The organism is Vibrio sp. ER1A (genome assembly GCF_000733315.1).
Taxonomy (GTDB): Bacteria; Pseudomonadota; Gammaproteobacteria; order Enterobacterales; family Vibrionaceae; genus Vibrio; species Vibrio mediterranei.
Genome location: NZ_JPJA01000089.1, coordinates 47,055 through 71,957, shown reverse-complemented (window position 1 = coordinate 71,957; position 24,903 = coordinate 47,055). Strand labels below are relative to the sequence as shown.

Genomic DNA, 24,903 nt, shown 5'->3' with positions numbered 1-24,903 from the left:
CAATAATTTCCAAGTTTTTTTCATTTTCCAATTAATCCTAGAAATTAACCGACCGCCTCTTGTTAGTGAGCGGGGCGAATGTCCCACATTGATATAGATTCAAGGAGAATGACAATGGCTTTATCGATGCACACTAACTACGCTTCGCTAGTTACACAAAACACACTGAACAACACAAACGGTCTGCTAAACACAGCAATGGAGCGTTTGAGCACAGGTTACCGCATTAACTCTGCAGCAGATGATGCAGCAGGTCTTCAAATCTCAAACCGACTAGAAGCACAATCTCGTGGTATGAACGTCGCTATGCGTAACTCACAAGACGGTATCTCCATGCTACAAACAGCTGAAGGTGCGTTTGATGAGGCGACCAACATCCTATATCGCATGAACGACCTCGCTACTCAAGCAGCTAACGGTACCAACTCTCAAGCAGACCAAAAAGCTCTTGATAAAGAGTTTGCAGAACTAGAAACTGAACTTAAAAGCATCATGGACAACACTAAATTCGCTGGCGACACATTATTTAGCGGTACTGGTGTTAAAGGGGGAGGCTTAACTCTTCAAATCGGTGCTTCTAGCGCAGAAACACTAAGCCTAGCTACTACAGTTGACACTGATGTAGGTAGCGCTTTCACGACATTAACAACTGGTTTCACTAACTTTAGCGGTGGTGCTGACGTTGCAGCTGACCAAGCGAATGCTCAAACAGCCATGGGGGAAATTCAAACCGCTATCGATCAAGTTGGTGCAGCTCGTGCAGGTATGGGTGCAACAATTAACCGTCTTGACCACACCATCGTTAACCTTGGCAACATGGTTGAGAACACATCGGCTGCGAAAGGTCGTATCACTGACGCTGACTTCGCTGTTGAGTCTTCAAACATGACGAAGAACCAAATGCTAATGCAAGCGGGTACAACAGTTCTATCGCAAACTAACCAGCTACCTGGTATGGCGATGTCACTACTTCGCTAATAAAGCAAGCATCCTTAATAATTGGTGCGGTGATCGCTACCAGCCAACCGCATCGGTTATTTTTGGATATGATGAATTTTCCTTCGTTAACTATTCATCCGTCCTTTTAGCCTCCTTCGGGAGGTTTTTTCATTACTAGGTCGTGCTTGATGGGATGTGAAGAGATGAGAACAGAACCAACTCTGAACCCAGATCTCATATTGCCACTTATCTTATCACCAACGATTAATACCTCTCACCATCAAGTCGCCTTAACCCTCTGAGTAATAGGCAGTTTACTGGTGGAAAAGCGGAACTAGCACAATGGAAACCCCGCTTCCGCCCACGAGACAAAATTAGCCTAACCAATTGAATTTTAATGTTTTAAATCATGGCATATATCTTGATTTAACCCACTAAGAATACTGTGCTGTCCATCCCTATTGCACGGCGAGCAGCAAAACTAAGGAGCACTCCAATGAGTTCGTTTGACCCAATCACTATGGCGACCAACCTTGCCACTTATGATGTGCAGCCATTTCAGCAGCGCTACCAAATGCAAGCGGATAAGTATCAGGCTCAAATTACTGCGCTAGGTAAAGTGGAATCGGCATTGCGTGAGTTCCGAACTGCCGTAACCAACATGAACAGCAGCAGCTCGAACATCATTAAGAATACGGCAACGGTTTCACAAGAGGGTTTCCTTTCTGCGACGGCCAATGCCAGTGCCATGGCGGGCAGCTATCAGGTGTTTGTGGAACAAGTTGCCACCGCACACCAACTCTCAACGGGTATGCCAGCCGACCTAGATGCCAATACTGAGATTCCAACAACAGGCACGCTTGATTTAACAGTTGACGGTAAAACTCTATCACTCGATCTATCAACAGTTGATACCGACGGCGATGGCAAAGCAACCATGGCCGATCTGGTTTCCGCTATTAATAATGACCCTGATAACCCAGGCGTCAATGCCACTCTGGTTCGTTCCAATGGTCAGACGCACTTTATGTTATCAAGTACTGAAACAGGTGTTGCCAATAGCGTAAACGTGTCAGCTTCAGGCACTGGGGCAACATGGTTTGAAGATGCCTTTACTAACACCAGCGACATCAGTACACCACAAGATGCCGTCATTTGGTTAGGTGCTGAAGGTAGTGGCCTAAAACTGACCAACAGTAGCAATACCTTTACTGGCGTTATTGATGGTGTTGACCTGACGGTTAGCAAGGCACAGGTCTCGGGAGAGCAACCGCTGACGCTGACTATTGGTGCCGATGATGAAGCGACAAAAGAACAAGTTAACGCCTTCATCGACGCTTACAACACTCTGATGTCTACCATGGATGAATACACTGGTATCGGCGGGGAAGATAAAGCACGTGGCGTGTTAGCGAGTGACCCAACACTTCGCTCTATTGAAAGCCAACTCACCAGCATTATTCGTGGTGAATACAACGGAATGCGCCTAAGTGAAGTAGGTATTGAGATTGATCGCAGCGGCAAGATGACACTGGATGCTACCAAGTTCGAAGAGGCGCAGAAAAATAACAGTGCCGCGCTAGAAGCCATGTTTAACGGCGACGGTAATCTTCTGGATTCCATCGACACCATGGTTGACCCATTTTTAAAGTCGACCACCGGCCTTTTCAAAACCCGTAAAGACTCCTTACAACAGAACATTTCGCGCATTGACGACAAACAAGCAACGTTAGAGCGCAAGTACGACATGGCGTACAGCCGCTACCTCAAACAATTCACTCAAATGAACACCTTAATGACACAAATGAACCAAACCATGAGCATGTTTGGTTAGGGCTAGGAGTACAAAATTATGCTAATGGATTCAGGCTACGACTCATATCAGCAAGTCGATTTAGATGCCCAAGCAGCAGCCGCAAACCCACATCAACTAGTGGTGATGCTGATCGACGGTTTACTTAATGAAATTGAACGTGTGCGCGGTCATATAGGCGCAGGGCGCTTAGCCGAAAAGGGTGATGGTATCAGCAAGTGTATGAACATTCTTGTCGGCCTAGATAGCGCACTTGATGATGAAAATGGTGGCGAAATCGCCGAGAACTTGCACCAACTTTATGACTTCTGCCAAATCGAACTCTATCAAGCCAGTATTCACAATGACGTGGAAAAACTCGCCAGTGTAGAGCGTGTGATGGGCAATATCAGAGAAGGATGGTTGAATTTTGGCAATCAAGCATAAGGTGTCCCCTGAGCGATTCCGACACCTCAGTAAACTTATTGAAATCGCGACAAAAACGGAAGATTGGCACGCACTAAAACGCTACGACGTACAGCTTCGTGAGCTTTTGGACACCCATAGACCTTACTTAAAGGACCCTAGGTTAGCACCCGAAATTCGCCACGCTAGACAGACTCATTTAGCGGCATACGAAGCGTTGTCCGTTGCAACCAGTGAACTCAAAAAACGCCTCCACAGTGTGAGCGAGGAAAAAGAGCGAACAGTGGCTTATCAACTTGCGATGACATTGGAGTAACCCCATGCTAACCATGACCAATATTCAAAGTGGTGACAGTTCGGCGCGTGTTAGTGATGGTTCATCAAACCAGAGCATTAATGCAGCAAGTACCTCATCACCTAAGGACGCTGCTGTCCCTTTTGGCCAGCTCGTTAAAGCGCCAAAACAACACGATCAATCCGTGGTTGATGACCCTTTGTTAACCAACGGGGCAGATAATGCTGACGAAAATGCTGTGCACGCTACACTTGCGACACTGATTACCGAGCCAGAGTTGCCTCAAGGTTCTGCCGTTGCAACAAGCCAAACACCTGCAACCTCACTGCAGCAACAAGCTTCCGAGCTACTTAGTCAGTTTGTGGTCAACGCCAATACACGCCATTCCGCGGCACCTCAAGTTGAGGCACATGTCGCTCACCCATCAATAGCGATAGGTAAAGAAAGCTCAACACGTAACTCGGTCAACCCGGCTCTGCTGGTGACACAAGCAGCGCCAGACAACGCCGTCTCTCGCCCCATTAATGCAGAGATAGCTAACTCACTAACAAACTTAAGTAGCCAGGTAGTGCCAGCCCAACAAACTCAAGGTCACCAGACTACTCCTGCGCCAGTATCTACCACACCTTCCACAACAGAATGGGCACCGGTTCGAGTGGACACTCAAGCAGGTAAATGGGGGGAGCAAATGCTGCAGGTGCTCAACGACCGAGTCACTCTACAAGCTCAACAAAACTTGCAAGAGGCTCGGATCAGATTAGATCCGCCTGAACTTGGCAAATTGGATCTTATGGTTCGTGTTGAAGGCGATCGCTTAAGTGTGCAAATCAATGCCAATGCCGCTGCTACACGCGAGGCATTAATGCAGGTCTCAGAACGTCTTCGATTTGAACTGCAAAATCAGAACTTTATGCATGTTGACGTTCAGGTCGGTACTGGAGAAGGCCAACACGAATCACCGCAGCATAGTCAGGAGGAAGAGTCGACGGTTCTCGCCTCTCGTCGCTTTGATGATGACTCTTCATTTCAATCCACCTTTACCACTGCTGAACACTGGCTCAGTACGCAAGCCTAGTGCTATGCACTAAGTACCTCATAGGAAATAAATTATGACTAAACCGCAACTCTTCGCCATGTTCATCGCCATGATAGTGACCAGTGCCTTGGTCTCTGCTGCTACTGTGTTTGGTGCAGCCTGGTATTTAAAGCAAGCGGGCGATGACCGCAGCATGATTGAAGACACTCCACTGTCGTTTTTGACCCAAGACAACCAAAGTAGCCAAGGCCCAAGCTTTCAATCATTGGACAAGGTAGTACTGAGTGTCAGAGGCAAGAAGCAAACTCACTTTGTAATGATCGAGCTAGCGGTAGAGACTCGCCGCCCAGATCGACTGCAGAACATCAATGACTACATGCCCATTGTCCGCAATGCCATGCTCAACTTGTTCAGCCAAAAAACTTATGAAGACCTTCATGGCGAACAAGCCCTTGCATCGCTACAGGACGAAGTAAAAAACACTGTGATGATGGCGTTTGCTAAAACTGAGGTGATACGCGATATCGACGATGTACTGCTTACCAAGTACGTCGTGCAGTAGAGGCCGCCTATGTTGGATATGAATTACACGGACAGTTATGGTGTCGCCGACGAAGTGAATTCGCCAACGACACCCATTGATGAAAATCGTCTTCTGAGCCAACACCAGATTTTGGTGAAACGAGTGGTCAATCAACTGCGTAACCATGCTACGACCCATTGCAGCATCGAAGACATGCAGCAAATAGGATTGATAGGGTTACTGGAAGCAGGGCGTCGCTATGGCAATATCGATGACCCCAACTTCCCTGCATTTGCTGTGTGTCGTATTCGAGGCTCTATTTTGGATGAGCTACGCCGACTTGATTGGCGTTCACGTAAAACACGCCAGCAAGCGCATGAGCTCAACGATATCACCCGCGATCTCACCAAAGCACTGAAGCGAATGCCGACGGAGCAAGAGATCATTAAAGCCCTCGGCACCGATCAAGCGGATTATCACACTCGGCTCAGCGCCTCAATGGCTGGCGAGATGCAAAGTCTCGATCAGTTGATAGAGAAAGGGCTGGAAGGTCAGGTAGATAGTGCCTATGAAGGCATGAGCCATGAGCATATTCGCCGCAGTCTAGAGGTCGCTCTCGCAAAATTGCCAAAACGAGAACAACTGCTGATGACACTGTTTTATCAGCACGAACTCAACCTACATGAAATTGCCTTGGTACTCGAACTGACACCACCACGGATCTGTCAGCTCCACAAACAAGCGCTAAAACAACTCAACCAATTACTATCTTCTTAGGAGTCACATATGCAAAAGTTTATGGGCGCGATCATTATTCTGATGTGTGTCTTCGGCGGTTACGTTTGGGCCGGGGGAAGCATGATGGCCATTTGGCAGCCAGCCGAATTTCTGATCATCATCGGTGCCACAGTCGGCTCATTGATCATAGGTAACCCTCCGCAAGTCTTGAAAGAAATGCGCAGCCAGCTTCGCTCTATTATGTCACCTCACAAGGACGAGCAAGCGTTCTACATGGAATTAATGGCATTACTACAAGTCTTGTTAGAAACCGTTCGCAGTGGTGGCTTCAAAGCACTCGATAAACACATCGAGAACCCAGAACAAAGCCCGATTTTCAACCGTTACCCACTGGTTAGCCGTGATTATCGTCTTGTTTCTTTCATTACCGACAATTTGCGTTTAATGGCAATGGGACAAATGTCGCCTCATGAATTAGAGGGACTACTAGAGCAAGAGATTGAAGCGATTGAATCAGACCTGCTGCTTCCATCTCGCTCAATGCAACGTACGGCAGAAGCTCTACCCGGTTTTGGGATATTGGCAGCCGTTGGCGGGATCATCATCACTATGCAAGCTATTGATGGTTCCATTGCCTTGATTGGCTATCACGTCGCCGCCGCTCTAGTAGGTACATTTTTAGGTATTTTTGGTTGTTACTGCTGTTTAGACCCAGCCAGTAATGCCATGGCTCAACGCGTTAAGCGTGATATGTCAGCCTTCGACTGCATCCGCGCGACACTGGTCGCCTATGTAGCGAAAAAGCCGACGTTGCTCGCGATTGATGCTGGCCGCAAACACATTCAGCTCGACATCAAACCAACCTTTAATCAAATGGAGAGGTGGCTAGCTGAACAGGAGGGATAATGCAAAAACAAGAGCAAGTCGTCTTTAAGCGTTCAGGACGCCGCCATGACCATGAGTACCATGGCGGTGCTTGGAAAGTCGCCTTAGCCGACTTTATGATCGCGTTAATGGCTCTGTTCCTCGTGTTATGGGTAATGCAAGTAGTCGACAAAGAAGAGCGCAAAGCAATTGTCGCCCACCTACAAATGGCCAGTGTTTTTGATAAGAGCACTGGCAGCCTTTTCGATACTTCACAAAGTATCTCCCCTATTGATCTTGCCTCCGACTCATCGGTGACCAGCCGTCATGACTCAGTGCATACCGTGACCTCTTTTTTCCAGGGTGATCGCGATGGACCAGAGTCGGACTCGCTGATCAACGGCACCTTTGATACCCAAGAGCGCTTAGAAGCCTTGGCGAAAGTGGTCAATGAAATGATGCGCCAGATTAATGCTGATGGGAACGTTGACGTCACGGTCACCCCACAAGGCTTAAGAATCGTGCTGCAAGATGACTACAAACAAAACATGTTCCGACGAGGAGGTTCAACACTTACCCCTTTCTTTGAAGACCTGTTATTGGCATTAGCACCGGTATTCCAGCGTGTTGAAAACCCGATGATCATCAGCGGACACACTGACGCAACGCAATACCGCAAAGCGTTCAGTAGCTCCTCGAACTGGGAACTGTCCTCATCTCGAGCCAATAGCGCCCGACAAACCTTGGTCGCTGGCGGAATGCCTGAGCAAAGAGTGCTACAAGTCACCGGAATGTCTGACCGAGCGCTGCTCAATCAGCAGGATCCTAAATCGAGTGAGAACCGCCGTATTGAACTGTTTGTCTTGACCACTCCAGCTGCCGAAGTGATCAGCACCTTATTTGGCGAACAGCCGACTAACGAGGTCGAAAAGGCACGTGAGAAGGCTCAGTTTAATCAACCTGTGTTCCGAACCGATACCATTCGCTTTGAGTCGGAAGGCACCTCTTCCGTCGAGCCACAAGCACTTTAGCTTGCGCGCTTAATCAGGTGTTCTATGCTTAGGTAGAACACCTAAATATGCTAATAATTTCTTATTGATTTCATCGAAGTAGAGCGTGTTATGCGTCAAACTCATCCTCACATTGCAGACAGCAAATCTGACCCGCTTCAAAAAGCATTTTTGTGGCTGATCATTATTGATTACGCGTTGCTTGCTCTGTTTTTAAGTCAGTTATCCACACTGTCTTTAAAAGGAGGAACGGGGATCAGCTTACTGCTCGTGGTCTATAACGGCCTACTGACTTTCCTCTGCTTCCGCAGAACCAATAAGCGCGACGCCTACATCATCTACCCTACTCTTTCAGCGACGCTGTTAGCGTTTATCTGCTTTTTGTATTTTTTCTTTTTGGTGTGACTTGAACCCTATTTAGTAAGTCATTTACTTCAGGTGTCATCCCCCCAAAAAAACGTTCGTCATTCCCTTGAAGAAGGGAATCTCATACAGTGCATATCAAACCCAAATAACATGACTTACTTTTAATTTTCAGTCATCTACGCGATTTAGAAATTCTTCGTTGTCACGAAGATGACCATCTATTTGAGATTGCAGGAGAGAGGATGCCGCCGTGACAATTTCTCTTTTCACGGGCAGCTGAAAATCCTCACATCCGTGAGGAGAATGATTTGTTTCCGAGGTTTTTCGAAGGGATTATTTAAGCAATGCAACTACAGTATGACGACGAACATTCGCTTGTGCATTGAGGGCTTTAAATGTAGTAGTGAAGTCTTGAGAGAGCTGAGTGAAGTCATTGAGCTTTTGGGCAACTTGTTCTGAAGATGGCACATTAGACTGGCTTTGAATGCGCGACATTTGGGTATTCAATTGAGATTGAAATTGTCTGGCTTCGTTTAAGCTTACTTGTGCTTGCTGTAAATGTTGATTGACCTTAGCAATGGACTGTTTGATGCCATCACGAGACGCTAAGTCGAATTTTAACTCCGCCATGCCATCAGGCTCAGCTTGAATATTGAATGCGTTCGCTTGTCCGGCAGGGAAACGGTGTCCTTGCCCAGTAACCAGCACTTGTTGCTGCATGGCCGCATAAGCAGATTCATGGACATCAAACAAAATGCTGCCATCCTGCGATAAAGAGGCACGCATACCCATGGGGATTAAGCTGCGATCGAGCTGTTTCACCGTTCGAACACCATCAGATTGGCCATCAAACTGCAACACAACTGAACCGCCACTTGGGAAATCCAGTCGAATTTGCTCGGCTCTTTCGCTCATACGATGGACGTTAAGTCCTGGAATAGAAAAACGGCGCACATCGGCGGTATCGAGTTTAAGATTAAGCTCATTATCCACCACTCGCTTGCCATCAAACCTCGCTTGATTCAATGTCGCTTCAATCGTGGCTTTAGAGCGTACCAACGAATCAGGCATGGTATTGTTAACACCATGCGAAAGCGCTTGGGTCAGTTGGCGCTTTACTTGGGTGAGCTCTTTACCGACACCTTGCAGTGCTTTAGTGGCAATCTGCACTGAAGTAGCGTGTTGCTGACCTTGTGTCAGCAACACGCCTGAAAGTGAATAAGCTGACGTAATGTCAGCTTGAGGTCTTAGCAGGCGCTTTGACAGTGAGGTACTGGTATCAGTGGACGCTTGTGAGGGCGCGATACTGGCCGCTTCTTGCCCTGTTAGCTTGATACTATGCGGTCTAACTTCAACCGTACTTACTGCCATAACACCTTTCCTTGTTACCTAATTCTTAGACCTAAATACGGTCAAAAAGTGAGAGATCGTTGATTTTTACATAGCTGGCTTGAGTCGCTTGTAATGCCGCCATGTAGTTGCTGAGACGCACAGATGCTTCGCCGTAATCCAACGCAGAAATATCACTGGTCACTTTATCAACGAACAACTTGTTTTCACCGTGTGCGCCATCCATCAAATCAAGGTTATTGTGGCGGCCACCGATCTCGGTCATCGCCCCAAGCACGTTACCCAAGGTATCATCTATGGCGTTCAGGCTAGCATCAACTTCAGCTTTGAAATTTGGACTCGGGTTCTTAAATTCGACAATCAACGCATCGATTTGATTAAGTACGTTGTTTCCTCCACCAAGCTCAAGAATATCCTTGGCCGTCATGTTCGACTCCATGGTGACGCCTTTCGCAACCGTCACTACTCGCTTATCGCTGTTACCATCGACGACATAACCTGCCCCAGAGTTTGATAGTGCTGGCGTATCAGTTTTGGTGCCCGAGAACAAATAGTGCCCTTCTTCATCCTGAGCGTTAAACGAAGATTCGATGGAATCACGCAGACTTTCCAGCTCGGTGATCATGCCGGCGCGGTCTTCGTCCGTCAGCGTGCCATTGGAACCCCACAGCACCAATTCACGCATACTTTTTAGGCTCTCATTAACCGAATCGAGATAAACCTCTTGGCTTGATAGCGTGGTTTTCACATTAGCAATATTGCGTTGATATTGATTAATTGCGCTGCCTTCACGGTCGAGGTTCAACAACTGAATTGAAGCCATTGGGTCGTCAGACAGTTTAGTCAACCGATCACCCGTCGCCATTTGTTGTAACACTTTGCCAAGCCCAGCATTATTGGTCTGCAAGCTTTGCAGCATCATCTGGCTAAATTGAGTATCACTGATTCTCATACTAACTCCTTAAAATAACTGCAAAACGGAATCAAACAGCTGGTTAGCCGTACTGATCACCTTCATATTGGCATTGTGCGCATTGGCAAAGGTCATTAAGTTTGCGGCTTCTTCATCACTGTTGACGGCACTGACGTTATCGCGCGCTGCCACCGACTGTTCAAACATTGACTGTTTCGCTTGGTAGTCTGATTCCGCTTGGCGAGCTTTGATTGCCGTTTCGCCAACCATCGCAGTAAACGTGTCATTCAGCGATAGGGAACCAAAGCCAGTGATGGTCACTGGTTTATTACTGATGGCAATCAAGTCCTTGAGGTTATCACTGTTACCTGGGTTGCCATCGCTCGAAAACGCTAACTCATCTGCCTTAATGTCGGTGATGGTTAAGCTGGCTGCTGGGTTCGCTGGGTCGTAGCTAAATAGGGCCTTACCCGTATTGCCATTAAGGTCCTGACCTGCCGCCAAGACCGCATTCATTTCATCCGCTAAACTACGCGCCATATCATCGATGGCATCTTGATAGGGTTTGAGTACATCCACTTGATAGTCATGAAGTGAGCCCAACTTACCGCCAAGGTCACCTTTAGCCGCAAAGGTTTGATTGCCAAACTCAATATGGATGTCGGCAAGATATGGATCGCTTGGGTCAGGAATCGCTTTAATCACACTGGCATCGCTGCCCATTACTAAAGGCTGCCCTGAAGCCAATGAGACTTGAATACTGCCATCCGCTTGATCGGTGGTCTTCACTTCCATCACTTTGGAAAGTTCTCCCACAAGCGCATCACGCGTGTCCATCAACTGCGCAGGGTTACCACCCGTGCCTTGCATTTCAACAATTTGCTTATTCACTTCCGCGATATTGGACATCAAGCTATTTGCATGAGAAATGGCGGCGTTACGCTGGTCATGTACATCTTTATGTTGATTATGCAGCGATTCGGTCAAAGTATTGAAGCGGCGAGCTAAGGCCTCCGACTCATTAATCACCTGTTGACGCAGTGGGGTTGATTCAGGCTTTGTCGTTGCATCGTTCAGTGCTGCAAATAGAGAATCTAAGCCCGCCGATAAGCTAAAGCCATCAGCCCCTAACATGTTTTCCAACTGACTCATGGCGCTGGTATAACCCGATGCGTAGTTAGCGGCACTGGCCGTTGACCACGTTTGCTTCACCAAATATTGATCGGTCACTCGGCGAATACTGGTCACTTCCACCCCCATACCTGGGCTGGTTTTATCGTATTTCCCCCCAGCCAGCGACGCCATTACCGCTTGCTGACGGCTGTATCCCGGCGTATTAATATTGGCGACGTTTTGAGCGGTCACATCCAATGCCACTCGGTTGGCATTCATGCCTGAAAGCGCAATATTGACGAGGTTCATAACTAGAGCTCCGTTGTTCTAATAAGAGGCTGAGAAAACGCCATGGTCGTGGCCGCCTCGCTTGGGGACTGAATAGTGAAGGCGACGGAATGATCGATGCCATTAATCACATCGTCACTGTGAAGCGAAGCTGTTGTGCTAACCTGTGAACTTGCTTCCATATCGTTAGCCGAGCCTAGGGTGCGTGTTAAGCTAGGGTCGAACTGCACCTCGAGGTTCGAGGCTGACGCTTGACTAGGGCTTAGCTGTTTCACCAGCATATCGGCAATGCCAGAATTCTGCTTTTTGGCAAGTTCGATAGCCAATTGTCCGTCGTGCATATCTCGAAACACACCATGTTGCTGCGACGAGAAAGGGCTGTCTTCATCTGCCAGTACGTCACTACTGCTGCGCATTTGGCGCAGTACCATTTGCAAGAACATGGCTTCGAACTGCCCGGCGACTTCTTTTAGTGCCCCTTGCTCATCGGCACTGTGTTTAATGTTGGTCAGAGCGGCATTGTCGTGATAGAGCATGCTATTAATTCTCGTGCTGTCATTCATCGCGTCTATTTTCATCACACTCTCCTAGATCACTACCAACTCGGCATTGAGCGCACCTGCTTCATGCAAGGCTTGTAGAATGGACATCAAATCGGTTGGGGTTGCCCCCAAACTGTTGACGGCATTCACAATGGTGTTGAGCTCTGTCCCTTCAGGCCAAATCACCATTTGCGCTTGGTCTTCACTGATATCAATTTTCGATTGATCGACCACAACCGTGTCACCGTCAGCGAAAGCATTCGGTTGGCTCACTTGTTGAGACTCAGTAATCGATACCGTTAGGTTGCCATGGCTTACCGCGGCTTCCGTCACTTTAACGTTTTGACCTACGACAACCGTGCCGGTGCGCGAGTTAAAGACAATACGAGCAGGTTTGCGTCCCTCTACGACACTCATTTCCTCTAGCATCGACATCATGGTTACACGCTGCTGAGTATCTTTTGGCGCGCGCATATCGACGCGCACTTTGTTGATAGCAATAGCCACATCTGGACCAAACGTACCATTGATTTCACGAGCGATATTCTTTGCCGTGGTGAAGCTGGCTTTACGTAGATTCAACGTGATTTGAGAACGAGAGTTAAAGTCCGACGGGATCTCACGTTCTAAGGTTGCGCCATTAGGCACTCGTCCTGCGGTGGGCGTATTTACTGCGATTTTAGAACCGCTGCGTCCTTCAGCAGACACACCTCCAACCACCACATTACCCTGAGCAACTGCGTAGACTTCACCATCCACACCTCGCAATGGCGTTAAGAGTAACGTGCCTCCACGTAAACTCTTGGCATCACCAATTGACGAGACCACTATATCCAACATTTGCCCTGGGCCTGCCATCGGGTCCACCGAAGCAGTGACACTCACCGAGGCGACGTTACGCAATTTTGGATTCGCATCATCACCGATTTGTACCCCAAATTGGCGCAGCATATTGGTGATAGACTGAGCGGTAAACTTCACTTGGTTTCGGTCCCCTTGGCCGTCAAGACCCACAACCAAACCATAACCAACAAGCTGGTTAGTGCGCACACCCTGTACGTCCACCAGATCCATAATTGGGATTTCTACCTCGGCTCTGGCTGATGACATCATACCGAGAGCAAATGCCAGTAGAATTGAAGTAAAGAAATAGCGTTGTTGAGTCATTAGAACGGCATCCATGGGCTGGTAAAGAACTGAGTGAGCCAACCAGCAGAGTTGCTGTCAGCTAAAGCACCACGTCCAGAGTAGGTGATGCGCGCATCCCCTATGCGATGAGAAAACACTTGGTTGTAACGGTCCACATCGTCGGCACGAATAATGCCCGTGACGCGAATAAATTCATCGCCTTGGTTAAGACGAATCCATTTCTCACCGCTAATTTTAAGTACGCCATTGGGCATCACTTCATGTACCGTGACCGTAATAGCGCCTTCTAACTTATTACCTTGGGAGCTAGCGGCACTGCCATCAAAAGCTCGGCTGCCATTAAGACCCACCGCCGTCTCGTCAAAGGTGTTTCCACCAACGGTTGCCGCACCAAAATCCACTTTAGACGTCTTGCCGAATTTGGTATCCGCTTTCTTGCTCGATTGCGTTTCTTCCACCAGCAAAATCGTCAGTACATCACCCACTCGGTACGCTCGACGGTCTTGGAATAAGGTTAAGTTATATTGATGGCGATAGAGGCTTCCTCCCGTTGCTTGTGGCAGCGCGTAATTGAGCTCAGGCGGCGCATACTTTTGTTCATCCGGCTCTGGTGGTACAAACTCTGGTCGAGCTGCACAGCCAGTAAGCACGAGTAGCCCAATTACCACTCCCCAGCGAGAAAGCCATTTCATACCACTTATCCCTTTTCCGTTAATTCCCAACTTTACTAACCTACACCGCTTGTGCGACGAACTTCAGCATGTCATCGGCAGCCGAGACCACCTTGGCGTTCATTTCATAAGCGCGTTGGGTGGTGATCATATCGACCATCTCTTCCACTACTTGCACGTTTGAGCCTTCTAATGCGCCTTGCTTGATACTGCCCGCCCCTTCTTCACCGGCAATCAGCTCTTCTGCTTGCCCACTGGCTTCGGTCTCTTTAAACAAGTTGCCGCCAATGGCTTCTAGACCTGCTGGGTTAACAAATTTCGCTAGGGTGATTTGTCCTAGATCCTGTGGCGCAGGACCGTCTGCCGTGGTCGCAGTCACCGTGCCATCAACACCAACAGAGAGTGTCAAAGCGTTATCGGGAATCTGAATTTGAGGCTCCAATGGCAAACCTTGGCTGTTTACCATCAGACCTTCTGAATTGACATGGAACTGACCATTTCGGGTATACATGATCTGGCCATCAGAGTTTTCAATCTGGAAAAAGCCTTGTCCCATCACAGCTAGGTCTAGGTCTTGCCCTGTGTTTTGCGCGCTGCCTTGAGTAAAGACTTTTTGAGTGCCCACCACACGCACACCACTACCTAACTGAACCCCAGTCGGTAGTTGGTTCACTTGGTCGACTTGCGCGCCTGGCTGGCGCTGAATGCTATAAAATAAGTCTTCAAACACCACTCGGTCGCGTTTGAAGCCTACGGTATTAACGTTGGCAAGGTTATTGGAAATCGCCGTCATTTTTGTATCTTGGGCGGCCATCCCTGTTTTACTGACCCATAATGCTGAATGCATGGTTTACTCCTTGGCGCGAGCGATTAGCTCGCACTCATTAATTTGTTGCCGGATTGCGCAAGGGTTTCCGCCGTTTTCATCATGCGGATTTGCATCTCAAAGTTTCTGGTAAGTGACATAACGCTAAGCAGCTCATCAATGGCTGACACGTTACTACCTTCGATATGTTCCGGGGCAAGGTTTACCGTTGGATCAGCGGCAAAAGGTTGGCCATCAAGGCTATGCAGCAAACTATCGCTTTCCTTTTGCAGTTGATTCATATCCGGTTTGACCAACTTCAATGTGCCTACTTCCACTTCGGCACCACCGCCTGGAGGAATCACCGAAACACGACCACGTTCACTGATCTCTACCTTTTGGAACTCAGGCAGTACCATCGGGCCATTATCACCGACCACGGCAAAACCATTGATGCTCATCGCACCCAGTTCATCGACTTTGATGTTACCGGCACGAGTGTATGCCTCATTGCCGGTAGGGGTTTGTACACTGATGTAGCCTTCACCCATGATGGCAATATCTAGCGCTCGGCCCGTTTTCACCACATCGCCAGCATCAAAGCGTGTCGCTGCCGAGTTGGTGACCACCATAGTACGGCCATCAAAACCAGAACCTTGGAGGGGAATGCTTTTAACGCGTTCCATATCTGCGCGAAAACCTGCAGTGTCCGCGTTCGATAAGTTGTTGGAGCGAACGTGTTGCGCTTTGAGTACTCGGCTCGCCCCTGTGGTTGCTGTGAATAACAAGCTATCCATGCTCTACACCTTATACTGCGTTAAACAGAGCTTGAGTGAGCTTGTCAGACGTTGAGATGGTTTTGGCGTTAGCTTGATAGTTGCGCTGTGCTGTCATCAAGTTCACAAGCTCAGAGGTCAGGTCAACGTTCGAGCCTTCTAATGCACCCGGCGTTAGGTCACCTAACACACCAGAGCCCGGGGTACCCATGACTGGCGCCCCTGAGCCATAGCTTTGAGTCCATGCCGTACCATTGGTTTTCGCAAGCCCTTGAGGGTTGGCAAAGTTGGCTAACACCACTTGTCCTTGCAGTTGAGATTGACCATTGGTGTAGGTCGCAAACACCATACCGTTATCTTCAACGCGCACGCCTGCTAATTCACCAGAGGTATAACCGTTGGGATTGTTGGTACTCACACCAAATGCCGCGCCAAACTGAGTGCTGCCTTCAAGGCTAATATCGATGCTCATGGCATTCGCACCTGCCGCAGGAAACGCAACGTTAAAGCTGCCCGTTGGTGAGGCTAATGTGCCATCCGGATTGAAGGTCACCGGAACCGTTTGTGCTGGCGTACTACCACCGTCAACCTGAACATTCACTTCCCAAGTATTGTCTGCAGTCTTAGTGAAGTACTGAGTCACCGTATGCGAGTTGCCTAAGGAGTCGTAAACTTTGGAGGTATATGATGAGTTGAAAGAACTTGGGTCTGCTGGGTCAAATGGGTTAACTGTTTGATCGACCACTTTTGAGCTGGCGTCAAAGTTAGCTACAAAGTCCAACTTATCAGTCGCTTGTGCTGCTAGTGATGACGTGCTGATTTTCAAATCGCCCACTGAACCCGTCAGTAGATTATTGTTGCTATCAACACCATAACCTTGCAGTTTCGCTCCCGTATTACCAACCACATAGTTGTCTTTATCGGTACCAAATACGCCCGCACGGGTATACAGCGTTTGCCCCATATGGTCTTTAGTAACGAAGAAGCCATTACCATTGATGGCCAAGTCCATAGCACGACCTGTTCCCGAAACCGAACCGTTCTTATCAAAGTTTTGCGAGATGGATGCGACTTCTACCCCTCCGGCTTGCATACCGTTATACACCGCAGAGAATTCTGTGCGCGCTTCTTTAAAACCGTAAGTCGATGCGTTAGCAATATTGTGGCTGATGGTATTAAGCTGAGTGTTAGTAGCGTCCAAGCCACTTAATGCGATATCAAAGCTCATAATGTCCTCTAATTCTGATAATGTGTCTCAGCACGTTGTTGTGCGATGAGCGTAGGCGCTAGGCACCAAACTGACTGATTTGATAGAAAGGCACGTTGCCAACACCAGCGATATTCACCATGGCTGCAGCTCCGTTACTTGGAATTCGTACTTGCTTCACTTCACCGGCAAGCAATAAGTTAGGGTCTGCCTGACCTTCTTGAACCTCTACCGATAGCGAGTACTTACCGGGCTTAAGACCCAACTCTTCAGGGTTGATTGAAAAATCCACGTCTCCCGCAGGGTGTGCGCCAAGCGGTACTTTGGTTTTCTGACCGAACTCGTCTTCTACAACTAAGGTCACTTGATTGGATGAATGCGCCAGCTCAACGCGGCCGTTTTGTATCCCGTCCGATAACTCCACTTCATTACCACTGACATACACGGTTTGCCCCACTAGCCCTGCCGTTGAAAGCACCTGCATGTTATCCAGCAGTACCATACTGTTTTGCATCAGCATCGACATATTCTCGGTACTCTGTACCTGTGAGAACTGTGCTAATTGGCTGACATACTCAGTGCCGTCTAGTGGGTTCAGTGGGTCTTGGTTTTGAATCTGCGCCACCATCAAGGTGATAAACTCATTTTGCAGTGACGTTGCGCTGTTCATGTCTTGTGGGTTGGCAGCGATACCAGCATTACTTTGACTCGCAGCCGGCGTGTCCGTATCCAGAGCGGTAAATTGCGCGATACTCATTAGCGTCCTTCTCCCAGTCTCAACAAGCCTTGCTGCATGCTTTTCACATTAGCCAGCACTTCAACGTTGGTTTCAAAGCTGCGAGTTGCCGACATCATATCGGCCATTTCCGCCACCACATCGACACCTGGGTAGTACACATAGCCTTCTTCATTTGCCAGCGGGTTGTTGGGCTCAAAACGCTGATCAGCTTTGGCGTCACTTTGCACCACATCAACAATGCGCACTTCCGCATTCGGATACACATTTTGTCCCGCGGCAAGTTGAGTTTGACTGTATACCGTGGCAAATACTGGCTTTAACGCTTTGTAAGCATCATCTGGGTTAGCCGACACGGCATCAGCGTTTGCCAAGTTACTTGCCACCGTGTTCAATCGCACAGTTTGCGCCGTCATCGCAGAGCCTGCGATGGAATAGATATCAGTGAATGACATGATTAGCGTCCCTCTATCGCTTTAGCCAAACCACTGAATTTCATATTCATAAAGGTCAGACTGGTTTGGAAATCCATGTTGTTTTGGGTGAACTTGGCTTGCTCTACACCGAGCTCAACGGTATTGCCGTCTTTACTGTTTTGGTAAGGCACTGAGTATTGCGTCGCAATGTCCAATTTTGGTGTTGGCGTATGCACACCATTTGGATTGGCTTGCTTCATCACGGTGGTAAAACTCAAGTCTTTGGCTAGGTATCCAGGGGTATCGACATTTGCTAAGTTACTAGCAAGCACCTTGGTACGCTGAACCCGAAAGTTGAGTGCTTGTGGGTGAACCCCCAATGCACTATCAAAACTGATTGCCATGTCTCTTGTCCTTAAATGGGCGAAGTACCAAGGGAAATAACAAGATATGTGCCAATTTTTTTATAAAACAAAAACAATGACTTACATATTTATCAGGAAATGGAACTTCCGTTTTACGGAAGCAAGACGTGGGATGAGGAAGTGGCTAGGAAGTGCTTTTTTGCTGCTGCTAACTTTACCTTCACAGGCCGAAACTCAGCAAAAAATGACGCCACAAGACGTGGAAGTGGCAGTACAACAGTCCGTCTTGGCGGAGATCGAACGCACCGCCCAGAGACAAAACTGGCAACACTACGAAACCAATCTGGTGATGTTCGTTCCAGAGTCAGCAAAACATTTAGCGAAATGCCAAGCACCATTGATTATCACAAGCCGAGATAGTCAGGCACTGCCTGTAGGCAACTTAAGACGCAGTGTGCAATGCCAAGATGGTTACAACGAGTGGCGCATCAACACCAGCGCCAAAGTGACCTTATCGCTGCCTGTCGCCGTCGCCAGTCAAACATTAAATCGAGATACTCAGATCACCGCAGCATCGGTACAACTGGAAACTCGCACTCTCAATCGCGCCGTTCATTTCGTTGCTGATTTATCACAAATCATTGGTAACCAAGTCTCTCGCCGTATGCGAACAGGCCAAATCATTGATGCCAGCTTCGTGGTCAAGCCTCCGCTCGTCGAGAAGGGCAATGAAGTCGTCATCATTGCAGCAAAAGGAAAATTCAATGCCAGCACGAAAGGCATTGCGTTGGAAACCGGTGGAGCAGGTGAGCAAATCGAGGTGCAAAATAGCCAATCTAAGAAAGTAATTCGAGCTGTGGTAACAGGTTTGAACCAAGTTCACACTCAGTTCTAATTTCTGACTCAAGATAACAATTTTCGATTTTAGTGCTCGAATCAAATCGGATTTCTGCTGTAAAAAAATAAAAAGACCCAAATTCATCAAGGCAGATTTAATACTGCCTTCACTTTTGCCGCCCTATACTGTTAACGACACAGCGACAGGACAACATAGCAATGAAAATCGACAAGGTGGCCGGTGGGCACGTCCCTCAAACCAACTTTAATCAATCTAAAACACAGACCACTGAAGCTCCGACGCGCAAGACCGTTTCTGAGTCGGCGTTTAATGCCAATACAGTAGCATTGGATAAAGCCCAAGCCGAACTTGCCGCAATGCCGAATGTCGATATGGCAAAGGTTGAGGCGGTTCGTAATGCACTGGCGAAAGGAGAGTTGGGACTAGACGTCAAAGCGTTATCACAAGCAGTAATGCGTTTTCATACAGGACATGAGTCTTAGCCGTTATTTAATGGGCTATGTCTCAGCAAGAGGACAACTAAATGGCAGCAACAAGGACAGAGCTAGTCCAGCAATTTGTACTTTCAATCTCTGAAGACATCAAGCTTTATCGCAAGCTATTGGCGCTGCTACAGCATCAAAAAGCGCTGTACTTAAAGTTTGATGGTGAAGCATTGAGTAACAACATTCATAACCAACTGCCGGTTCTCAAGCAATTAGGAAGCAATGCCAGTAAACGCAGCCACACGTTGCAACAACTGCAACTGCCATGTTCTGAAAACGGAGCTAAAAAGCTCATTCGCGCTCTGCCAGCCAAACTGTCCGACACTATTGCCAAGCAATGGCAAATTCTAGAAGCGCTGATTAAAGAGTGCCAAAAGTACAATCATGACAATGGACAAAGTTCGGCCGCTTTCCATGAGTTGCTCGGGGAGTTAACAGGGCAAGAACAACACTGTTATGGGGAACATGTCAGGTAACCTGAACCGCAACATCTACTGTTACCACTTACTATTATGGGTGGGACTTATCTTTGCGTGTCTCTGGTTTCGTCCCAGCCATGCGAATAGTCGGCCGCCAGAGAGTGCAATCCAGCCCCATTTAGACACTCTAAAGCCTTACCAAAAACAGATCATGAAGAAGTTTGAAGAATTCAACCCTTTGGTCGATGAGATCTTCAAACAGCTCTCTAAGCGTTCTCTGCCAGACAGTTTAGTTTTAGTTCCCATGCTTGAGTCCTCCTATAACCCTAAAGCTATTTCGCCTGCAAAAGCAGCCGGGCTTTGGCAGCTAATGCCGGCTACTGCGAAACGTTTTGGGCTCACAGTGACTCAGCAGCACGACCAACGTTTTGAGATAGCGCCGAGCACACATGCGGCGATGCAATATCTCGACTTTCTGTATAACAAGTTTGACGGTGATATTAACCTGACTCTCGCCGCCTACAACGCAGGTGAAGGGCGTGTACAGCGAGCCATCAAAAGAGCGGGTAGTCGGCAATTTTCAGATTTACGATTACCCACTGAGACCACACACTACGTTCACCGGTTTTATGCTCTATTGGCATTAGTCGACGTGAATTCACTAAGACAAGATCGCGTGACGACAATGTGGCTGTTTGCCAGCGAAACCCATTGGCAACAAGCACCGCTTATCGACTTAACACCACTGCCCCCCTTGATTTCGCTGTGACTAAGCTAACAATCTAAAAATTGCTTGTTCCCATCACCTTATTCACTGGTAAGATGCTGACATTCTAACCTATTCACCCAGACTCACTTTCATGCATAACGAACGCAAGGCAATCATCTTCGGATTGTCCGCTGTCCTCCTGTGGTCAACAGTCGCGACGGCATTTAAATTGACTTTAGCTGAATTCACACCAGCACAAATGGTCGCAGCAGCCTCATTCGCCTCAACCCTTGCCTTAGTCGCAGTCTGCGCATTTCAAGGTACCTTGTCGCAAGTAAAGACCACCTTTGTCTCAAACCCATTTTATTATCTGCTACTTGGTTTGATTAACCCGCTAGCGTATTACCTAATTTTGTTCAAAGCTTACGACTTGCTACCGGCTTCGCAAGCTCAGCCCATCAACTACAGTTGGGCCATTACCTTGACCTTAATGGCCGCGGTTTTTCTAAAGCAGAAAATTCGCCCTCAAGACTGGTTTGCATGTGCGTTGGGCTATTTAGGTGTTGTGGTTATCGCCACCAAAGGCGATGTACTGGGATTACAGTTCGATAGTCCTGCTGGCGTCGGTTTAGCCCTGCTTTCTACTCTACTTTGGGCGGGTTATTGGATCTTAAATACTCGCAATACCGCCGACCCTGTTGTTGGTGTGTTACTCGGTTTTTTAGTCGCACTACCGTTTGCCTTTGCCGTCGCACTTTATGAAGGCGCAGCGTGGTCAACCATCAGCATCAAAGGTTGGCTGGCGGTGTCCTATGTGGGTCTATTTGAGATGGGCATAACCTTTGTCTTATGGCTAAGTGCGCTGAAACTAACACAGAACACCGCTCGTATTAGTAACCTTATATTTGCATCACCGTTTATTTCTTTGATGTTGCTAGCATATGTTATCGGCGAAGAAATACATCCATCCACGTTAGTTGGCTTAGTACTGATTGTTATCGGACTAGTTGTTCAGCAAATCAAACGCAAAGCATAACTTCACTCCGCTTATCAACTGCAGTAAACCAAGCGTTTTAAACGTTTGGTTTACTGCATCATCAGCCGTTTTTTTCATACTTTTTTTACCTAGATCTCAAAAACGAACTTTTTCCGCCCCTCTCTTTATCAGCATAAAACTCCAGAAAAAACCACCAAAACAATCATTAACTCCAAATTGGAAAATGACATGGCCTTTTTGGCATTGCATCACTCTAAAAAACCTGTAGAAATGTAAGCGCACTAAATAAATTAATAATCAAAGTGTAAACATTTAGATACAGCCCAACACTCCCTCTACGGATAATAATGACAAAGGAAATGCTTTATGGATAACTCCATTCCTTCATCCAGTGCCGCTCGTCCCGGCATCTCTCAATTAATTCGTTCACTTGGCCCCGGCATTATGATGGCTGCCGCCGCCGTTGGCGGTTCACATCTCGTCGCTTCAACCAAAGCAGGTGCTATTTATGGTTGGCAATTAGCTGCACTCATTCTGCTCGTAAACCTATTTAAATACCCATTCTTCCGAGCAGGTGTTCAATATACCGTAGGTACTGGTGATAGCCTTATTCAAGGCTACGCGGGACTTGGTCGCGGCTACCTTTGGGTCTTCACGATTCTCAATGTTATTTCTGCAGTGGTAAACACCGCAGCGCTTCTACTATTCAGTGCCAGCCTACTTGGTTATTTCCTACCTTTTGAACTACCTTCGTTAGCTCTATGTGGCGTGGTCTTAGTGACTTGTGTAGCAATTCTGTTTGCAGGGCACTACAGGGCATTGGATGGGCTGTCAAAAGCCATCATGGCAACACTCACCGTTGCGACGGTTACAGCTGTCGTTATCGCCGCTTCTAACGGCAGTGTAGCTCCGGCAGATTATCAATCCCCTTCTCCTTGGACGATTGCCGCTATTGGCTTTATTGTGGTTACCATGGGTTGGATGCCTGCTCCAATTGAGATTTCTAGCATCACATCTATGTGGCTCAAGAGTCAGTGTAAGAAACAAAAAGTGACTGCAGAGTCTGCTTTGTTTGATTTCAACGTCGGTTATATTGGTACAGCTGTATTGGCGATTGTTTTTGTCGCCTTAGGTGCTTTGGTAATTCATGGTTCTGGTACTGAGCTTTCAGCATCAGGCGTAGGATTTTCCCATCAATTGGTGAGCATGTATGCTTCGACCATCGGTGAATGGTCTCGTTATCTAATTGCGGTCATCGCCTTCTTCTGTATCTTTGGTAGTACTATCACGGTGATCGACGGTTATTCACGCGCAATCGCGGAGTCACAACGTCTACTGCAAAATCAAACGGAAGAGAATCCGAAGACTTATCAAGCCTGGGTCATCGTGGTTTCTATTGTCGCGATCTCTATCATTGCCTTCTTTGCTCAAGCGCTAATGCCAATGCTCAACTTTGCGATGATCATGGCCTTTGTGACGACGCCTATTTTTGCTCTTTTGAACTACATTCTTGTCTCTAAAACGGAGCTACCGACAGCTCTTCAAATGGGCAGTAAGCTAAAAGCACTGTCAATTCTAGGCTTAATCTATTTGTTCGGTTTCCTCGCCTTATTCATTTGGTGGAAATGGATAATGTAAAAACAGCAACGCCGAGCTCAATGCTCGGCGTTTTTTTAGGCTAGCGTATAATTATGTATTTGATTACAAGAACGCTAAGAACGGAGAGATACAAAGCAGGATACCCGTTACGATAATCATATTGGTCGCCATGCCTTTATATTTCGCTAAGTGCGGGACTTGATACACCAAGTACGCTGGAATCAAACAACCAACCAAACCAAACACAGGGCTACAAATCGAAGTAAATGATAGGATTGGAGCATTGATGGCGATAGCACCCCAAGCAAGTAAAATAATGAAAACAGTAACCAACTTGCTGATCAATTTAGCATCTACTTGAGACTCATCGTATTTACGTAGAATCACATTCATAGCCAAACCAGTACACGCTTCCTTGAATGCCAAGAATACGCCGAAGAAAGACGTCACAACAGCAAAAATATTGATTACGATACCAGCAATTGTCGCCCAGCTGCCTGGGAAGTATTTAGCAATAATCGCTAACGCAGAAATGTTTTGGTTCATTGCATCAGCCGCTTGGTCTTGGCTGATAGCAAACGTAAAGGAAACAGCAAAGAAGAATACGATAACAAAGAGAATCGCAAAGGCAATCTTCATCGCACGGGTCGCTTTATAACGCGCAACTTCGATAGACTTCTCGTGAGAGCGATAAGAAATCACCATCGGGCTAAGAGACTGGATGAATAAAATTGAGGTCAGCGTAAATGGTAGAGTAATAATGGCATCTTTAATCATAGGGCCTATATTGCCCACCGCTGGAATATTATTAAAATCCCATCTTGCAACCAAAAGCACACCCATTAGTGCAACCAGTGAGAGGACCGTTACTGCCATAAACCCAGACAGTTTAAATAACAGCTTTTCACCTTTAGAGCCGATAAAAGAAAGCACACAAATAAGTGCTAATCCATAAAAAACATTATCGCTTAACTTCGTTTCTGTCACTCCAAATGAATGCAGGTATGATGCACTGTCATTAGTCACTGCTAGGGAATAAACTAACACCCAGATAACTAGCATGATGAAATATAATGCACCTAAAGCCATACCCCAGTTCTTGCCTAAATAGCCAGTAATGACTCCCGGATAGTCAGTACATTCTTTTGATTCAGCCAATGTATTAATGAACAGCTTCTGGAATAAGTACATGGCAGGGTAACCAATAACCGAAGAGAGTAAGAAAACCCAAAGTCCCATTACCCCGACTTGAACCGGAAGAAATACGATACCAGCACCAATAGCCATGCCGATACTCATCACAATCCAACCAATATCTACGCTATCGAATTTAATGGCTTTTTGCCATTCTTGCAGCGACATTCCTGCTTTTTCGTAAGGCGTTTCTTGCTCTCTTAGCTCGATGCCATCACTAATCTGTGTCATTGTACGTCTCCGTTTTGGAATTAATTATTGTTCTGTTTTTTGTTATTTTCTAAGTGGAACTCAGATGATTTTTAGAGAGTACATTAACAA

General features: G+C 47.3%; 29 protein-coding genes. 16 read left to right on the top strand and 13 right to left on the bottom strand.

All coding sequences use genetic code 11. The features are described 5' to 3' along the window. Positions 1-114 precede the first annotated feature (114 nt). From lafA to HW45_RS17945, 10 genes are all read left to right on the top strand, one after another. Positions 115-978, top strand: coding sequence for a lateral flagellin LafA (lafA, locus tag HW45_RS17990; protein WP_038228702.1), 864 nt, complete (start codon positions 115-117; stop codon positions 976-978). A gap of 457 nt (positions 979-1,435) precedes the next feature. After that, positions 1,436-2,773 (top strand): flagellar filament capping protein FliD, encoded by a 1,338-nt coding sequence (gene fliD / locus HW45_RS17985; RefSeq protein WP_038228700.1) that lies wholly within the window; start codon positions 1,436-1,438, stop codon positions 2,771-2,773. Between the two features lie 18 nt (positions 2,774-2,791). Beyond that, positions 2,792-3,178 carry a flagellar export chaperone FliS gene (gene fliS, locus HW45_RS17980; protein ID WP_006072145.1) on the top strand — a complete coding sequence of 129 codons (387 nt, stop codon included), beginning with the start codon at positions 2,792-2,794 and terminating at the stop codon, positions 3,176-3,178. Beyond that, the gene (locus HW45_RS17975) at positions 3,162-3,473 is read left to right on the top strand and encodes a hypothetical protein (RefSeq protein WP_006072143.1); all 312 of its coding nucleotides are present in this window, start codon (positions 3,162-3,164) and stop codon (positions 3,471-3,473) included. The genes fliS and HW45_RS17975 overlap by 17 nt, the downstream gene beginning before the upstream one ends. 4 nt (positions 3,474-3,477) lie before the next feature. After that, complete coding sequence (locus HW45_RS17970) at positions 3,478-4,527, top strand: flagellar hook-length control protein FliK (protein WP_038228697.1); 1,050 nt, start codon at positions 3,478-3,480, stop codon at positions 4,525-4,527. Positions 4,528-4,561: 34 nt separating this feature from the next. After that, complete coding sequence (locus HW45_RS17965) at positions 4,562-5,050, top strand: flagellar basal body-associated FliL family protein (protein ID WP_006072139.1); 489 nt, start codon at positions 4,562-4,564, stop codon at positions 5,048-5,050. Between the two features lie 9 nt (positions 5,051-5,059). Beyond that, on the top strand, positions 5,060-5,788 hold the full coding sequence (locus HW45_RS17960) for a FliA/WhiG family RNA polymerase sigma factor (protein ID WP_006072137.1): 729 nt from the start codon (positions 5,060-5,062) through the stop codon (positions 5,786-5,788). Between the two features lie 9 nt (positions 5,789-5,797). Then, on the top strand, positions 5,798-6,655 hold the full coding sequence (motA, locus tag HW45_RS17955) for a flagellar motor stator protein MotA (protein WP_006072135.1): 858 nt from the start codon (positions 5,798-5,800) through the stop codon (positions 6,653-6,655). Next, positions 6,655-7,644 (top strand): flagellar motor protein MotB, encoded by a 990-nt coding sequence (locus HW45_RS17950; RefSeq protein WP_038228695.1) that lies wholly within the window; start codon positions 6,655-6,657, stop codon positions 7,642-7,644. The genes motA and HW45_RS17950 overlap by 1 nt, the downstream gene beginning before the upstream one ends. 90 nt (positions 7,645-7,734) lie before the next feature. Continuing rightward, positions 7,735-8,028 (top strand): hypothetical protein, encoded by a 294-nt coding sequence (locus tag HW45_RS17945; RefSeq protein WP_006072133.1) that lies wholly within the window; start codon positions 7,735-7,737, stop codon positions 8,026-8,028. Positions 8,029-8,322: 294 nt separating this feature from the next. Here the strand turns inward: HW45_RS17945 and HW45_RS17940 are convergent, their stop codons facing one another. Genes HW45_RS17940 through flgB form a run of 12 tightly spaced genes read right to left on the bottom strand, consistent with a single transcriptional unit; the run spans position 8,323 to position 18,359 of the window. Next, entirely contained in the window at positions 8,323-9,360 is a 1,038-nt protein-coding gene (locus HW45_RS17940; RefSeq protein ID WP_038228693.1) for a hypothetical protein, read from the bottom strand. A 31-nt stretch (positions 9,361-9,391) separates the two neighbouring features. Beyond that, positions 9,392-10,291: a flagellar hook-associated protein FlgL gene (gene flgL / locus HW45_RS17935; RefSeq protein WP_038228691.1), complete on the bottom strand. Its 900-nt coding sequence runs from the start codon at positions 10,289-10,291 to the stop codon at positions 9,392-9,394. Between the two features lie 9 nt (positions 10,292-10,300). Next, a complete protein-coding gene (gene flgK / locus HW45_RS17930; protein WP_038228690.1) occupies positions 10,301-11,674 on the bottom strand; it encodes a flagellar hook-associated protein FlgK in 1,374 nt (457 codons plus the stop codon). A gap of 2 nt (positions 11,675-11,676) precedes the next feature. Further along, the gene (locus HW45_RS17925) at positions 11,677-12,231 is read right to left on the bottom strand and encodes a rod-binding protein (protein WP_038228688.1); all 555 of its coding nucleotides are present in this window, start codon (positions 12,229-12,231) and stop codon (positions 11,677-11,679) included. A gap of 9 nt (positions 12,232-12,240) precedes the next feature. Continuing rightward, positions 12,241-13,362: a flagellar basal body P-ring protein FlgI gene (locus tag HW45_RS17920; RefSeq protein ID WP_006072123.1), complete on the bottom strand. Its 1,122-nt coding sequence runs from the start codon at positions 13,360-13,362 to the stop codon at positions 12,241-12,243. Next, on the bottom strand, positions 13,362-14,036 hold the full coding sequence (gene flgH / locus HW45_RS17915; protein ID WP_006072121.1) for a flagellar basal body L-ring protein FlgH: 675 nt from the start codon (positions 14,034-14,036) through the stop codon (positions 13,362-13,364). The genes HW45_RS17920 and flgH overlap by 1 nt, the downstream gene beginning before the upstream one ends. A gap of 40 nt (positions 14,037-14,076) precedes the next feature. Beyond that, positions 14,077-14,862 (bottom strand): flagellar basal-body rod protein FlgG, encoded by a 786-nt coding sequence (flgG, locus tag HW45_RS17910; RefSeq protein WP_006072118.1) that lies wholly within the window; start codon positions 14,860-14,862, stop codon positions 14,077-14,079. 23 nt (positions 14,863-14,885) lie between these two features. Next, positions 14,886-15,617 (bottom strand): flagellar basal body rod protein FlgF, encoded by a 732-nt coding sequence (locus HW45_RS17905; RefSeq protein WP_006072116.1) that lies wholly within the window; start codon positions 15,615-15,617, stop codon positions 14,886-14,888. A 10-nt stretch (positions 15,618-15,627) separates the two neighbouring features. Further along, positions 15,628-16,824, bottom strand: coding sequence for a flagellar hook protein FlgE (gene flgE / locus HW45_RS17900; protein ID WP_038228686.1), 1,197 nt, complete (start codon positions 16,822-16,824; stop codon positions 15,628-15,630). Positions 16,825-16,882: 58 nt separating this feature from the next. Continuing rightward, a complete protein-coding gene (flgD, locus tag HW45_RS17895) occupies positions 16,883-17,560 on the bottom strand; it encodes a flagellar hook assembly protein FlgD (RefSeq protein WP_038228684.1) in 678 nt (225 codons plus the stop codon). Next, a complete protein-coding gene (flgC, locus tag HW45_RS17890; RefSeq protein WP_006072110.1) occupies positions 17,560-17,994 on the bottom strand; it encodes a flagellar basal body rod protein FlgC in 435 nt (144 codons plus the stop codon). Before flgC ends, flgD begins: the two co-directional genes overlap by 1 nt. Before the next feature lie 2 nt (positions 17,995-17,996). Next, positions 17,997-18,359: a flagellar basal body rod protein FlgB gene (flgB, locus tag HW45_RS17885; protein WP_006072109.1), complete on the bottom strand. Its 363-nt coding sequence runs from the start codon at positions 18,357-18,359 to the stop codon at positions 17,997-17,999. 160 nt (positions 18,360-18,519) lie between these two features. On the opposite strand from flgB, the gene flgA reads away from it, so the two are divergent. The 6 genes from flgA (at position 18,520) to HW45_RS17855 (ending at position 23,427) form a co-directional block, all read left to right on the top strand. Continuing rightward, positions 18,520-19,215 carry a flagellar basal body P-ring formation chaperone FlgA gene (flgA, locus tag HW45_RS17880; RefSeq protein ID WP_235225504.1) on the top strand — a complete coding sequence of 232 codons (696 nt, stop codon included), beginning with the start codon at positions 18,520-18,522 and terminating at the stop codon, positions 19,213-19,215. 161 nt (positions 19,216-19,376) lie between these two features. Beyond that, a complete protein-coding gene (gene flgM, locus HW45_RS17875; RefSeq protein ID WP_038228682.1) occupies positions 19,377-19,661 on the top strand; it encodes a flagellar biosynthesis anti-sigma factor FlgM in 285 nt (94 codons plus the stop codon). A gap of 41 nt (positions 19,662-19,702) precedes the next feature. After that, on the top strand, positions 19,703-20,140 hold the full coding sequence (flgN, locus tag HW45_RS17870; RefSeq protein ID WP_038228680.1) for a flagellar export chaperone FlgN: 438 nt from the start codon (positions 19,703-19,705) through the stop codon (positions 20,138-20,140). Then, the gene (locus HW45_RS17865; protein ID WP_051868217.1) at positions 20,130-20,852 is read left to right on the top strand and encodes a lytic transglycosylase domain-containing protein; all 723 of its coding nucleotides are present in this window, start codon (positions 20,130-20,132) and stop codon (positions 20,850-20,852) included. Before flgN ends, HW45_RS17865 begins: the two co-directional genes overlap by 11 nt. Positions 20,853-20,943: 91 nt before the next feature. Then, positions 20,944-21,828 (top strand): DMT family transporter, encoded by an 885-nt coding sequence (locus tag HW45_RS17860; protein ID WP_006072101.1) that lies wholly within the window; start codon positions 20,944-20,946, stop codon positions 21,826-21,828. Positions 21,829-22,155: 327 nt separating this feature from the next. After that, positions 22,156-23,427, top strand: a complete 1,272-nt coding sequence (locus HW45_RS17855) for an NRAMP family divalent metal transporter (RefSeq protein ID WP_038228678.1) — start codon at positions 22,156-22,158, stop codon at positions 23,425-23,427. A 63-nt stretch (positions 23,428-23,490) separates the two neighbouring features. Here the strand turns inward: HW45_RS17855 and HW45_RS17850 are convergent, their stop codons facing one another. Further along, positions 23,491-24,813, bottom strand: a complete 1,323-nt coding sequence (locus HW45_RS17850) for an amino acid permease (protein ID WP_038228676.1) — start codon at positions 24,811-24,813, stop codon at positions 23,491-23,493. Positions 24,814-24,903 lie beyond the last annotated feature (90 nt).